This is a genomic window from Enterobacter sp. SGAir0187 (assembly GCF_002952735.2).
GTDB lineage: Bacteria > Pseudomonadota > Gammaproteobacteria > Enterobacterales > Enterobacteriaceae > Enterobacter > Enterobacter quasiroggenkampii.
Genome location: NZ_CP025034.2, coordinates 3,499,856 through 3,512,457, shown reverse-complemented (window position 1 = coordinate 3,512,457; position 12,602 = coordinate 3,499,856). Strand labels below are relative to the sequence as shown.

Sequence of the window (12,602 nt, the reverse complement as noted above, 5' to 3'; positions counted from 1 at the left end):
GCATAAGCCCAGAGGAGTGGAAGGTGGTTCACGGAAATGGCGTTTGGGGCGGGGTGTATTGCCGGGTGGCGGCTTCGCCTTACCCGGCCTACGGGGTTTATAGGCCCGCGCAAGCGAAGCGCCGCCGGGCAGAGTGTTATTTGAGAAGTGAGGCCCAGTTCTCCACCCACGGGTTTGATTCGCTTTCAGGCTCCGGGTGCTCACCCGCATCTATCAGCAGCATCTCGCCCACGCGCTGGGCGCTCTGCTCCTGCAGGAGCGCATCGAACTGCTTGCCGCCGCCGCAGAAGTTAGCGTAAGAACTGTCGCCGAGGGCGATGATGCCGTAGTGAACATCTGGCTGATAGCCAAGCTGGTCTTTAATGCCCTGGAACAGCGGCACGATGCTGTCCGGCAGATCGCCCTGCCCGGTGGTGGAGGTCACCACCAGAATGTATTTATCTTTATATTTTTCCCAGTCCGCCAGCTCCGGATCTTCATAGACCGTGGCTTTATGGCCCTGGCTTGCCAGAATCGCCTCCGCCTCTTCCGCAACCAGCAGCGAGTTGCCGTACATTGTGCCGACAAAAATCCCTACTTCAGCCATGATATTTTCCCATAATGAATGCGTTTACCGTTCATCCTGAACGTTGCCCGATACAAACTCAACCCTTTCATTTTCGGGGAGTTGTCCCAGCCAGCCAAACTGTGACAGCGCCTGCATCCAGACGTCGTCCAGCCCCGCACGGATAGTCAGCGGTTCGCCGGTAAACGGGTGCGTCAGGCTCAGCTCGCTGGCGTGTAACATCAGACGATGGCAGCCAAAGTGCTCGGCCGCGCTGCGGTTCTGGCGCAAATCACCGTGTTTGCTGTCGCCAATAATCGGGTGGCGCAGATGCGCAAGATGGCGTCGCAGCTGGTGCTTACGCCCGGTTTTGGGCAGAAGCTCAACCAGGCTGTAGCGTGTGGTCGGAAATTTGCTGGTGGCCACCGGCATTTCCGTCGTCGCCATGCCGCGATAATCCGTCACGGCCGGCTGCGGGCCTTTGTCATCCCGGGCAAATTTATCGGCGATTTTGTCCAGTTCCTCCACCAGCGGGTAGTCCAGGGTGGCGGACTCGGTCAGCCAGCCACGCACGACCGCGTGATAGCGCTTCTGGATCTGGTGCTGTTCGAACTGCTGCGCCAGCAGACGGCCAGCTTCGCTGGAAAGCCCCATCAGCAGCACACCGGAGGTCGGCCGGTCGAGACGATGGGCGGTAAATACATGCTGACCAATCTGGTCGCGAACGGTCTGCATCACCACCACTTTCTCGTCGCGATCCAGCCAGCTGCGGTGCACCAGCCAGCCTGACGGTTTATTCACCGCCACCAGCCACTCGTCCTGATAGAGGATCTCAAGCGTCATGCATCTTCACCGGCAAACAGGGCATCCAGTTTTTCCAGTTCGACCAGCATGACGTCGCGCGCAGGGTGCGTCGCTTCGAGCGCCATTTCATAATAGGGAGAGACAGCAAACGCCTGCGGCAAGGGGTGCCCCCCCTCAAGCAGGGCGTGCATGCGCGGAATTAACACCCACTGCAGCCACTCGAAAGGCGCCAGCGTATCCAGGCAAAAGGGCTGGGTGCTGGCGAACGCTTCTGGCTGCGGCGCGGTCTCCTGCCACAGCTGATGTTGGCGCAAAAGGGCTTCGATGGCGTGCAACTGAGCACGAACGCTATCGTGTTGCGTCATAGTAACCTCAACTGAAAAAATGAACGGCGCGCAGCATAGCATTGCGAAAGGCAGAAATAAAAAAAGGGAGCACTGTAAAAACAGTGCTCCCGGTTCGTTCCGCAGCATTCCAGCTACAATTCGTGCTCCCTGCTCATCCGTGACAACTTTTCCTGAAGCCCGAAGGCCTGGTCATCCTTATACCTTTCGCATCCTGCACACATCGTCCTGACGTGTTTGTTTCATCCTGAAACGTCCTGGCCTTCCTGACCCACCGACCATCCTGACCGGCTCTCGTTCTCCTTCCTGGAGGTGTCCCTTACGCATCCTGCGTTATCCACTTTGCTTCATCCTGAAGCCTTCCTGCAGCGCCATCCTGACGAGTCCTGTGTGAGAAACGCCATCATCCTGATGTTCGTTTCTCGTGTCGGCTTCCTGTCGACGGAGATAGAATCCGCTATTCCGCTTCGTCTTACAACCCACTCAGCCAGAGTTGTAAGACGCCGGGACTCCCTAAAAATAATAGGCCGAACAACTAATGCATTGAAAAATAGGGTGATATTAATCTGAATTTAATGAGGTAATACTGAATGTTCCAGCGATCTCTCACAAACCTTGTAAGAGATCTCTCACACGCGCTGTAGCAGCATGGATTACAGAAGGGGCTCAAGTCGGGTGAGGAAATCCGCAAGAGAGGGGGCGAGAGTCTCGCGATTGCGGGTACCGATAGTCTCTTTAATCACTTCACCTGACAGGTTACAGACGGAGATTACGTCCAGCTCGCTGTCCAGTGTGGCGATAAAGAGCGTCGGAGAAAGCTTAAGGCGCTTTTGCGTGACCAGATGACCAATCAGGTTTTCCTGAACACGCTGCAGATCGTCTTCGCTCCAGGTCTGCAACAGCGTCAGCGTCATGTCCGCAAAGCGCGCAGGCATATCCCCTGCAAACTGCGTGGCATAAAACGCATGAACCGCTGGTTGTACCACAATGTCCATTGCCCGTTCAACCGCATTTACATTCTGCTCGCCGGTATTCGGCTTCGGCTGCCAGATCACGTAATCATCAAGCGAAGAGATAATGCATGGCGAAGGGACGCCATATAAATCAGCGCTTTGCGGCCACGTGCCCTGCTTTTCATGCCATGCGTCGCAGTAGCGGGTCGTGAAGGTAGTGAGGGCATTTGCAGTTTCGATGTCCACCGATTTCTCTCTTCTTGTCAGACAGGATAAACTCAGGCCATAAGTGTACCTGTAAAGTGGCTATGAAACATGTCTTACGAAAATCATCAGGCGTTAACCGGCTTAACGCTGGGTAAATCGACCGATTACCGCGATACCTACGATGCAAGCCTGCTGCAGGGCGTGCCGCGTAGCCTGAACCGCGATCCTCTGGGTCTGCACGCGGACGCGCTGCCGTTCGTGGGGGGCGATATCTGGACGCTGTACGAACTCTCGTGGCTCAACGCGCGCGGCCTGCCGCAGGTGGCAGTGGGCCACGTTGAGCTGGACTACGCCAGCGTGAATCTCGTCGAGTCGAAAAGCTTTAAGCTCTATCTCAACAGCTTTAACCAGACCAAATTCAACAGCTGGGAGGATGTTCAGCACACCCTGGAACGTGATTTAAGCGCCTGCGCGCAGGGAAAGGTGAGCGTCTCACTGTATCGCCTGCACGAGCTGGAAGGCCAACCGGTCGCCCACTTCAACGGAACCTGCATCGACGATCAGGACATCGAGGTGGAGAATTATGAATTCAGCGCGGACTACCTCGAAAACGCGGCGAGCGGCAAGGTGGTCGAAGAGACGCTGGTCAGCCATCTGCTGAAATCCAACTGCCTGATCACGCATCAGCCGGACTGGGGCTCGGTGCAGATCCAGTACCGCGGCCCGAAAATTGACCGGGAAAAGCTGCTGCGCTACCTGGTGTCATTCCGCCATCACAATGAATTCCACGAGCAGTGCGTGGAGCGCATCTTTAGCGATATTCAGCGCTTCTGCCAGCCAGAAAAATTGAGCGTTTACGCGCGCTACACCCGCCGCGGCGGTCTGGACATTAACCCGTGGCGCACCAACACCGATTTTGTGCCGGCGACGGGCCGGCTGGTGCGTCAGTAATATAAATATTTTCACAATATGCGCGGTATCTTCCGCGCTTTAGGTTGTGAAACGTCACGCGCCAGGGCTATTGTAATCAACAGGGAAAGACGATAATCGTCCCGTAAGGAGCTCACTTGATTACACATATTAGCCCGCTTGGCTCAATGGATATGTTGTCGCAGCTGGAAGTGGACATGCTTAAACGCACGGCCAGCAGCGATCTTTATCAACTGTTTCGTAACTGTTCACTTGCCGTTCTGAACTCCGGAAGCCTGACAGATAACAGTAAAGAACTGCTGTCCCGCTTCGAAAGCTTTGATATCAACGTGCTGCGCCGCGAGCGTGGCGTGAAGCTTGAAGTCATCAACCCGCCGGAAGAGGCGTTTGTCGACGGACGCATCATTCGATCACTTCAGGCTAACCTGTTTGCCGTGCTGCGTGACATCCTGTTTGTTAACGGGCAGATCCACAACGCAGGCCGTTTCCAGCATCTCGATCTGGAAAGCTCGGTCCATATCACCAACCTGGTGTTCTCCATTTTGCGCAACGCCCGTGCCCTGCACGTGGGTGAAGCGCCGAACATGGTCGTCTGCTGGGGCGGTCACTCCATTAACGAAACCGAATACCTTTATGCGCGTCGGGTGGGCACCCAGCTTGGCCTGCGCGAGCTGAATATCTGTACCGGGTGTGGTCCAGGTGCGATGGAAGCGCCAATGAAAGGTGCTGCAGTGGGTCACGCGCAGCAGCGCTACAAAGAGGGGCGGTTTATCGGCATGACCGAGCCGTCCATCATCGCCGCTGAGCCACCTAACCCGCTGGTTAACGAGCTGATTATCATGCCGGATATCGAAAAACGTCTTGAAGCGTTTGTTCGTATCGCCCACGGCATTATCATCTTCCCGGGCGGCGTGGGGACAGCAGAAGAGCTGCTCTATCTGCTGGGTATTCTGATGAACCCGGCCAACAAAGATCAGGTGCTGCCGCTGATCCTGACCGGACCAAAAGAGAGCGCCGACTACTTCCGCGTGCTGGACGAGTTTATCGTGCACACGCTGGGTGAAGCCGCGCGTCGTCACTATCGCATCATCATCGACGATGCTGCGGAAGTGGCGCGCCAGATGAAAAAAGCGATGCCGCTGGTGAAAGAGAACCGTCGCGATACCGGGGATGCCTACAGCTTTAACTGGTCAATCCGTATTGCGCCGGATCTGCAGATCCCGTTCGAGCCTTCACACGAGAACATGGCGAACCTGAAACTCTACCCGGATCAGCCGGTGGAAGTTCTGGCCGCCGATCTGCGTCGCGCCTTCTCCGGGATTGTGGCGGGCAACGTCAAAGAGGTCGGTATCCGCGCCATTGAGCAGTACGGTCCGTACAAGATCCACGGCGATCCGGAGATGATGCGCCGTATGGATGACATGCTTCAGGGCTTTGTCGCCCAGCACCGCATGAAGCTGCCGGGCTCTGCCTATATTCCTTGCTACGAAATCTGCACCTGACGCTTAGCGATATCTCATCAAAGCCGGGTCGTCCTGTTGCGCGTCCCGGCTTTTTTTATTCCTGATGTAATTCATAGGCATCACTTATATATTTTACAAAGTTGTCACATACGCAAACGATTACCTGCATTTTGCAACCGTAAATTATCAGCCTTAATCCAAATTACCTGCCAGAAAATACTAAAAACCCATTTCTTTACAGCGAAAGACACCTATATCACGGGGCGGTCTTTCAGCGCACATGTCGTTGGTGGTAGCCTTCGCGCCCGTAAATTCTCTTTGATGTTTTTTTAACAGATAAATGGTCTAAAGATGCCCACATCATAAGTGGATTATTGCATTTGGGATCACGATCACTGATAGATTCATAACTAGAATGTATCTTTCCGCCCGCCAATAGTTACGGGCAAAAATTATTAAAAAACCGTCACTGAACGAATTTCATATTACCGTCAGGCACTTTTTCATCGGATTTGACTAAAAACCTGACAATTCGCTTCCTCCAGGAGATACAGATGGAAACCACTCAAACCAGCACCGTTGCTTCGATTGAATCCCGAAGTGGTTGGCGCAAAACGGATACCATGTGGATGCTTGGCCTTTACGGCACGGCAATCGGCGCTGGTGTACTGTTCCTTCCTATCAACGCAGGCGTCGGCGGTCTGATCCCGCTGATCATTATGGCTATCATTGCTTTCCCGATGACCTTCTTTGCACACCGCGGTCTGACCCGCTTCGTGCTGTCCGGTAAAAACCCGGGCGAAGACATCACTGAAGTGGTTGAAGAGCATTTCGGCGTGGGCGCGGGTAAATTGATTACCCTGCTCTACTTCTTCGCGATTTACCCTATCCTGCTGGTTTACAGCGTGGCGATCACCAACACCGTTGAAAGCTTCATGCTGCACCAGCTGCACATGACGCCGCCACCGCGTGCCATCCTGTCTCTGATCCTGATTGTCGGCATGATGACCATCGTGCGCTTCGGCGAGCAGATGATTGTGAAAGCGATGAGCGTACTGGTGTTCCCGTTTGTGGCCGCACTGATGCTGCTGGCCTGCTACCTGATCCCACAGTGGAACGGTGCAGCGCTGGAAACCCTGTCCCTGAGCAGCGCGTCTGCGACCGGTAACGGCCTGCTGATGACCCTGTGGCTGGCGATCCCGGTTATGGTCTTCTCCTTCAACCACTCTCCTATCATCTCCTCTTTCGCCGTGGCGAAACGTGAAGAGTACGGTAATGGCGCAGAGAAGAAGTGCTCCAGCATTCTGGCACGCGCTCACGTCATGATGGTGCTGACCGTGATGTTCTTCGTCTTCAGCTGCGTACTGAGCCTCTCCCCGGCGGACCTGGCGGCAGCGAAAGAGCAGAACATCTCTATTCTGTCTTACCTGGCGAACCACTTTAACGCACCGCTGATTGCGTGGATGGCACCGATCATCGCGATGATCGCCATCACCAAATCCTTCCTGGGCCACTACCTGGGCGCACGTGAAGGCTTCAACGGTATGGTGATTAAATCTCTGCGCGGTAAAGGCAAGAGCATTGAAATCAACAAGCTGAACAAAATCACTGCACTGTTCATGCTGCTCACCACTTGGGCGGTAGCGACGCTGAACCCAAGCATCCTGGGCATGATTGAGACCCTGGGCGGCCCGGTCATCGCGATGATTCTGTTCCTGATGCCGATGTACGCGATTCAGAAAGTCCCGGCTATGCGTAAGTACAGCGGTCATGTCAGCAACGTCTTTGTGGTTATCATGGGGCTTATCGCTATCTCTGCGATCTTCTACTCCCTGTACACCATGTTCTGATTCTCACCCGCGCCGTCCCCGGACGGCGCACTCCCTCCTCTCTGACTGAAAGCAATGGACGCATCATGATTAGCGTATTCGATATTTTCAAAATCGGTATTGGTCCTTCCAGCTCTCACACCGTCGGACCGATGAAAGCCGGTAAGCAGTTCACGGATGACTTGATTGCACGCGGCATCTTGCACGACATCACCCGCGTGGTTGTCGATGTATACGGCTCGCTTTCCCTGACCGGGAAAGGCCACCACACCGATATCGCCATTATCATGGGCCTGGCGGGAAACCTGCCGGATACCGTTGATATTGATGCGATCCCTGGCTTTATCCAGGACGTGAACACCCACGGGCGACTGCTGCTGGCGAACGGCGAGCATGAGGTTGAATTCCCGGTTGACCATTGCATGAATTTCCATGCGGACAACCTGTCGCTGCACGAAAACGGTATGCGCATCACCGCGCTGGCCGGCGACAAAGCGGTATACAGCCAGACGTATTACTCTATCGGCGGTGGTTTTATCGTCGACGAAGACCACTTTGGTCAAACCAACACCTCTTCTGTCGAGGTGCCGTATCCGTACAAAACGGCGGCAGACCTCCAGCGTCACTGCCAGGAGACCGGCCTTTCCCTCTCCGGTCTGATGATGAAAAACGAGCTGGCGCTGCACAGCAAAGAGGAGCTGGAACAGCACTTCGCTAACGTCTGGGATGTGATGCGCGGCGGTATTGAGCGCGGGATCACCACCGAAGGCGTTCTGCCGGGCAAGCTTCGCGTACCGCGTCGTGCGGCAGCGCTGCGCCGTATGCTGGTGAGCACCGACAAAACGACTACGGACCCGATGGCCGTGGTGGACTGGATCAACATGTTCGCCCTGGCGGTAAACGAAGAAAACGCCGCAGGGGGCCGTGTGGTCACCGCGCCGACCAACGGTGCCTGCGGCATCGTTCCGGCGGTACTGGCGTACTACGACAAGTTTATCCGTGAAGTGAATGCGAACTCGCTGGCGCGCTACCTGCTGGTCGCCAGTGCGATTGGTTCTCTGTATAAGATGAACGCCTCCATTTCCGGTGCGGAAGTGGGCTGTCAGGGTGAAGTCGGGGTGGCGTGCTCCATGGCGGCAGCGGGTCTGGCGGAGCTCTTGGGCGCAAGCCCGGCGCAGGTGTGCATTGCTGCGGAAATCGGCATGGAACACAACCTGGGGCTGACCTGTGACCCGGTTGCCGGCCAGGTACAGGTTCCGTGTATCGAGCGTAACGCGATTGCCTCCGTGAAGGCGGTGAACGCGGCGCGTATGGCGCTGCGCCGCACCAGCGAACCGCGCGTCTGTCTCGATAAGGTTATCGAAACCATGTACGAAACCGGTAAAGATATGAACGCCAAATACCGCGAAACTTCTCGCGGCGGCCTGGCGATGAAGATCGTAACCTGCGATTAAGCCTCTCAGGAAGCCTCGTTTTGCGAGGCTTCTTCCTGTTTTCCCCACCATTCATAGTTTCATGCTGCTGACAGTGTTACCCTTCACGCATTAGATAGAAGGGAGATTATCTGTGGCCGTTCATTTACTTATCGTCGATGCACTTAACCTGATTCGCCGTATCCATGCGGTACAGGGTACGCCTTGTAAAGACACCTGCCTGCACGCGCTGGAACAGCTTATCCGCCATAGTGAACCCACCCATGCGGTCGCGGTATTTGATGACGAAGCCCGCAATACGGGCTGGCGACACCAGCGTCTGCCCGACTACAAAGCCGGACGCGCACCGATGCCGGATGATCTTCACGCCGAATTGCCCATGCTGCGCGCCGCATTTGAACAGCGGGGCGTCCCCTGCTGGGGCGCACAGGGAAATGAAGCCGACGATCTCGCGGCCACCCTGGCCGTAAAGGTGGCGAGTGCCGGGCATCAGGCCACGATTGTTTCAACGGACAAAGGTTACTGCCAGCTGCTCTCCCCTACTATCCGCATTCGCGACTATTTTCAAAAACGCTGGCTGGACGCGCCGTTCATTGCCAGCGAGTTTGGCGTATCGCCTGAGCAATTGCCGGATTACTGGGGTCTGGCAGGCATCAGCAGCTCTAAAGTTCCGGGTGTCGCCGGTATTGGGCCGAAGAGCGCCGCGCAGTTGCTGACCGATTTTCAGAGTCTGGAAGGCATTTACGCCCGTCTGGACGAGGTGCCAGAAAAATGGCGCAAGAAGCTGGAGGCGCATAAAGAGATGGCGTTTATCTGCCGGGAAATCGCAACGCTACAGACGGATTTACAGCTGGACGGGAATTTACAGCAGTTGCGTTTAGAACGTTAAAACGACTACAGGGATTTGTAGGCCCGGTAAGCGCAGCGCTACCGGGCAAAACAAAGCACGTATTAGCGCTCGTCGCGACGCCCGCCTACGGCCGCCCACCAGCGACGAATATGCACCGTCACCTCTTCGCGGTCGTGATACAGCTGACGCGCCTGGATCTCCACGTTAATACCGTGCTCATCCAGTTGCGCCTGGATGTAGGCCAGGTTCTGGGAGACCTCCTCGTAGCGCTTTTTCATCGGCAGCTTGAGGTTGAAAATGGTCTCACGGCACCAGCCGTTCACCAGCCAGGAAGCCATCAGCGCGGCCACTTTCGCCGGCTTCTCCACCATGTCGCACACCATCCACGAGATGTTGTTGCGGGTTGGGCGATAGCGGAAACCGTCTTCTCGCAGCCAGGTCACCTGCCCGGTGTCCATCAGGCTTTGCGCCATTGGGCCGTTATCGACGGACGATACCCACATATTGCGTTTCACCAGCTGATAGGTCCAGCCGCCCGGACACGCGCCAAGGTCGACGGCATACATGCCGTTAGCCAGACGCTCGTCCCACTCATCTGCCGGGATAAAGACGTGAAATGCCTCTTCCAGCTTCAGGGTTGAACGGCTCGGCGCATCTGACGGGAACTTCAGACGCGGGATGCCCATAAAGAATGGCGAATTGTTATTGGTGTACGAATAGCCCGTATAGCAGCAGCCCGGTGCGATAAAGAAGATATGCACCACCGGACGCTTCGGCGTTTCGTAGTTCGTCAGCACGCCCGCATCACGCAGCGCCGCGCGCAGCGGAACGGTGAACTTACGGCAGAACTTCATCAGCTCTTTACTTTCGTTGGTATCCGCCACTTCAACGCGCAGATCGCCGCCCTTCTCCACCACGCCCTGCAGCATGCCGACAATGGGGGTGATGCGGTCTTCCGGGGGAAGATCCTTCAGCAGCTCACCCGCGACAAACATCTGGCGCGCAAAGATCAGCGAGCTAAACGGCAGCTCGCGTGCCAGCTTATCCGCATCTTCAGGCTGATAGCATTCAAAAACCACGTAACCCGCGTTTTCTTTTACGCGAGCAAAGCCGAAGATTTCGCGCTTCGCCGCTTTATCGGTAATTTCCGCGGCGCACTCTTTCTCAAACCCCGGGCGACAATATAAAACAACCTTATTCATGAACAACGCCCTTGCGTTTCAGACGGATAGCTCCGATAAACATTAATACCCAACCCGCCAGGAAGCTGACGCCGCCGACAGGTGTAACAAACGCCCACAGGCGTAAATGCGAAAGTGCCAGACAGTAGAGGCTGCCGCTAAAAAGCACCGTGCCCAGCGCCAGGAAGACACTGCTCCAGTAAAACCAGATGCTGATACGGCGCTGCATCGCCACCGCCAGCCCAAAGATCGCCAGCGTATGGAACGCCTGATATTCAAGGCCGGTCTGGATCCAGCCCATTTCTACAGCGCCCAACGACTTGCTTAAGACATGTGCGCCGAAGGCGCCCAGTGCAACAAAAATAAAGCCACTCACCGCGGCAAAAATCAGCATGAATCGGCTGGTCATGTTTAAGTCCTGAATTAATGCGTGCCCGGCACACAAACGTTATTGTTCATACCTGAAGCGGAATTTTTCTTGCTCGCTTGCCGCTTTCGCCAGTATCCACTGCCGGAAGGCGGCTATTTTACCCAGTTCTGCCTGACTGTCATGACAAACCAGATAAAACGCATTCTTGCTGACCAGTACATCATTAAAAGGGCAGACCAGGCGACCTGCCTCAATTTCGGACTGCGCCATGACGTTGTTCGCCAATGCCACGCCCTGCCCGTGAATGGCAGCCTGTAACACCATCGCGCTGTGGCTAAAGATGGGTCCCTGCTGCACGTTTATATGAGTAAGACCTAATTGACGGGTATAAGTTTGCCAGTCGCGTCGAGAGGCATCATGTAAAAGCGTATGCTGCGCCAGGTCAGCGGGGGACTTCAGCGCCTTGTCGCCCGTTAACAGCAGGGGAGAACAGACCGGCAGGAGATATTCTGCGTATAATTTCTCAACACGCAAGCCCGGCCAGTTACCGCGCCCATAAAAAATCGCGACGTCCACGTCATCGGCCAGCTTGTCTTCCTGACGATCCACGGCCTGGATTCGAACGTCTATCCCCGGATAAGCTGAGTTAAAGCTTGAGAGTCTTGGCACCAGCCACTGAATGGCAAAACTGGGCAATAAACTGACAGTCAGGGCACCTTTTGCACTGCGGGCCTGTAGTTTACGCGTGGCTTCAGTGAGCTGCGAAAAAATCTCTTTAATATCCTGAAAATAGCTCTGCCCCTCTTCGGTCAACAGCAACGAGCGGTTGCGTCGACGAAACAGCTTAAGGCCCAGAAAATCCTCCAGAGACTTGATTTGGTGACTTACTGCGGCCTGTGTCACAAAAAGCTCATCGGCTGCGCGGGTGAAGCTCAGGTGACGTGCTGCTGCATCAAATACACGTAATGCGTTGAGGGGGGGCAATCGCTTTGACATGGTTATCTGGCTTAGATGTTAAAGGAATTTAACAAATAGGAAACAACGTTTAACCTATTAGTTTTTTTTATCTGAGCCATTATAATTTGTCCGTTGAGGAACTACCAGCAAATACCTATAGTGGCGGCACTTCCTGAGCCGGAACGAAGAGCTTTTTTCGGAATGCGTGTTCTGAAGGGCTTTTGGCTTACGGTTGTGATGTTGTGTTGTTGTGTTTGCAATTGGTCTGCGATTCAGACCACGGTAGCAACGCTACCAATTTTTCACTTCCTGTACATTTACCCTGTCTGTCCATAGTGATTAATGTAGCACCGCCAATTTGCGGTGCTTTTTTTTCGCCTGCGATCGGTTAATGCTCGATCTCTTTCATCTCTTTCACGTCCGTGCGGTTGATCTGCTGCTTGTTCCCGTTAGCATCTTTGTACGAAATCATCCCGGTATCATTATCGGTAGTCGGTTTCCCTTCCGAAACGATAGAACGACCATCGTTGGTGTGCATCACGTAGTTATTACCAGAACAGGCGCTCAGGGCAAAAGTAAACGCACAGGCAGAAATGATTGCAGCTGTCTTATTCATGATTATTCTCCTTTAGCAATTAATGCTATTCAAACCTCGATTTATAACAGGCTAAAACATCCGCCTAACACTATTTAGCATAACCTGCTTTTTTGAGGCCGTAAGGATAAGCAGACAATTC

13 protein-coding genes are annotated in these 12,602 nt (G+C 54.8%); 5 read left to right on the top strand and 8 right to left on the bottom strand.

The genetic code is table 11. The annotated features are described in order from the left end of the window. Positions 1-136: 136 nt before the first annotated feature. The 4 genes from CWR52_RS16960 to syd all read right to left on the bottom strand — a co-directional run bounded on the left by CWR52_RS16960 (position 137) and on the right by syd (position 2,891). Positions 137-586: a flavodoxin gene (locus CWR52_RS16960; RefSeq protein ID WP_023294459.1), complete on the bottom strand. Its 450-nt coding sequence runs from the start codon at positions 584-586 to the stop codon at positions 137-139. A gap of 24 nt (positions 587-610) precedes the next feature. Next, on the bottom strand, positions 611-1,387 hold the full coding sequence (gene truC / locus CWR52_RS16955) for a tRNA pseudouridine(65) synthase TruC (protein ID WP_104950199.1): 777 nt from the start codon (positions 1,385-1,387) through the stop codon (positions 611-613). Next, on the bottom strand, positions 1,384-1,713 hold the full coding sequence (locus tag CWR52_RS16950; protein ID WP_023309024.1) for a YqcC family protein: 330 nt from the start codon (positions 1,711-1,713) through the stop codon (positions 1,384-1,386). Before CWR52_RS16950 ends, truC begins: the two co-directional genes overlap by 4 nt. Positions 1,714-2,345: 632 nt before the next feature. Then, positions 2,346-2,891: a SecY-interacting protein gene (gene syd / locus CWR52_RS16945; protein ID WP_045908467.1), complete on the bottom strand. Its 546-nt coding sequence runs from the start codon at positions 2,889-2,891 to the stop codon at positions 2,346-2,348. Positions 2,892-2,960: 69 nt separating this feature from the next. On the opposite strand from syd, the gene queF reads away from it, so the two are divergent. The 5 genes from queF to xni all read left to right on the top strand — a co-directional run bounded on the left by queF (position 2,961) and on the right by xni (position 9,396). Next, the gene (gene queF, locus CWR52_RS16940) at positions 2,961-3,803 is read left to right on the top strand and encodes an NADPH-dependent 7-cyano-7-deazaguanine reductase QueF (RefSeq protein ID WP_063622377.1); all 843 of its coding nucleotides are present in this window, start codon (positions 2,961-2,963) and stop codon (positions 3,801-3,803) included. A gap of 116 nt (positions 3,804-3,919) precedes the next feature. Next, positions 3,920-5,284 carry a nucleotide 5'-monophosphate nucleosidase PpnN gene (gene ppnN, locus CWR52_RS16935; RefSeq protein ID WP_008499641.1) on the top strand — a complete coding sequence of 455 codons (1,365 nt, stop codon included), beginning with the start codon at positions 3,920-3,922 and terminating at the stop codon, positions 5,282-5,284. Between the two features lie 515 nt (positions 5,285-5,799). After that, positions 5,800-7,095, top strand: a complete 1,296-nt coding sequence (locus tag CWR52_RS16930) for an HAAAP family serine/threonine permease (RefSeq protein ID WP_045404160.1) — start codon at positions 5,800-5,802, stop codon at positions 7,093-7,095. A gap of 65 nt (positions 7,096-7,160) precedes the next feature. Further along, positions 7,161-8,528 (top strand): L-serine ammonia-lyase II, encoded by a 1,368-nt coding sequence (sdaB, locus tag CWR52_RS16925; protein ID WP_048029187.1) that lies wholly within the window; start codon positions 7,161-7,163, stop codon positions 8,526-8,528. A gap of 112 nt (positions 8,529-8,640) precedes the next feature. Continuing rightward, the gene (gene xni / locus CWR52_RS16920; protein ID WP_021241892.1) at positions 8,641-9,396 is read left to right on the top strand and encodes a flap endonuclease Xni; all 756 of its coding nucleotides are present in this window, start codon (positions 8,641-8,643) and stop codon (positions 9,394-9,396) included. A 62-nt stretch (positions 9,397-9,458) separates the two neighbouring features. Here xni and rlmM read toward each other — a convergent pair whose 3' ends face one another. The 4 genes from rlmM to CWR52_RS16900 form a co-directional block, all read right to left on the bottom strand. Beyond that, a complete protein-coding gene (gene rlmM / locus CWR52_RS16915) occupies positions 9,459-10,559 on the bottom strand; it encodes a 23S rRNA (cytidine(2498)-2'-O)-methyltransferase RlmM (protein WP_104950198.1) in 1,101 nt (366 codons plus the stop codon). After that, a complete protein-coding gene (locus tag CWR52_RS16910; protein WP_008499646.1) occupies positions 10,552-10,947 on the bottom strand; it encodes a DUF423 domain-containing protein in 396 nt (131 codons plus the stop codon). The genes rlmM and CWR52_RS16910 overlap by 8 nt, the downstream gene beginning before the upstream one ends. Positions 10,948-10,986: 39 nt before the next feature. After that, positions 10,987-11,904, bottom strand: coding sequence for a glycine cleavage system transcriptional regulator GcvA (gcvA, locus tag CWR52_RS16905; protein WP_008499647.1), 918 nt, complete (start codon positions 11,902-11,904; stop codon positions 10,987-10,989). A 349-nt stretch (positions 11,905-12,253) separates the two neighbouring features. After that, positions 12,254-12,481: a YgdI/YgdR family lipoprotein gene (locus CWR52_RS16900; RefSeq protein WP_008499648.1), complete on the bottom strand. Its 228-nt coding sequence runs from the start codon at positions 12,479-12,481 to the stop codon at positions 12,254-12,256. Positions 12,482-12,602: the final 121 nt, after the last annotated feature.

Bases quoted from the DNA above. Each gene is read 5' to 3' on its own strand.
- CWR52_RS16950 (WP_023309024.1), bottom strand. From the start codon at position 1,713: ATGACGCAACACGATAGCGTTCGTGCTCAGTTGCACGCCATCGAAGCC.
- rlmM (WP_104950198.1), bottom strand. From the start codon at position 10,559: ATGAATAAGGTTGTTTTATATTGTCGCCCGGGGTTTGAGAAAGAGTGC.
- gcvA (WP_008499647.1), bottom strand. From the start codon at position 11,904: ATGTCAAAGCGATTGCCCCCCCTCAACGCATTACGTGTATTTGATGCA.
- queF (WP_063622377.1), top strand. From the start codon at position 2,961: ATGTCTTACGAAAATCATCAGGCGTTAACCGGCTTAACGCTGGGTAAA.
- sdaB (WP_048029187.1), top strand. From the start codon at position 7,161: ATGATTAGCGTATTCGATATTTTCAAAATCGGTATTGGTCCTTCCAGC.
- CWR52_RS16900 (WP_008499648.1), bottom strand. From the start codon at position 12,481: ATGAATAAGACAGCTGCAATCATTTCTGCCTGTGCGTTTACTTTTGCC.
- CWR52_RS16930 (WP_045404160.1), top strand. From the start codon at position 5,800: ATGGAAACCACTCAAACCAGCACCGTTGCTTCGATTGAATCCCGAAGT.
- CWR52_RS16960 (WP_023294459.1), bottom strand. From the start codon at position 586: ATGGCTGAAGTAGGGATTTTTGTCGGCACAATGTACGGCAACTCGCTG.
- CWR52_RS16910 (WP_008499646.1), bottom strand. From the start codon at position 10,947: ATGACCAGCCGATTCATGCTGATTTTTGCCGCGGTGAGTGGCTTTATT.
- truC (WP_104950199.1), bottom strand. From the start codon at position 1,387: ATGACGCTTGAGATCCTCTATCAGGACGAGTGGCTGGTGGCGGTGAAT.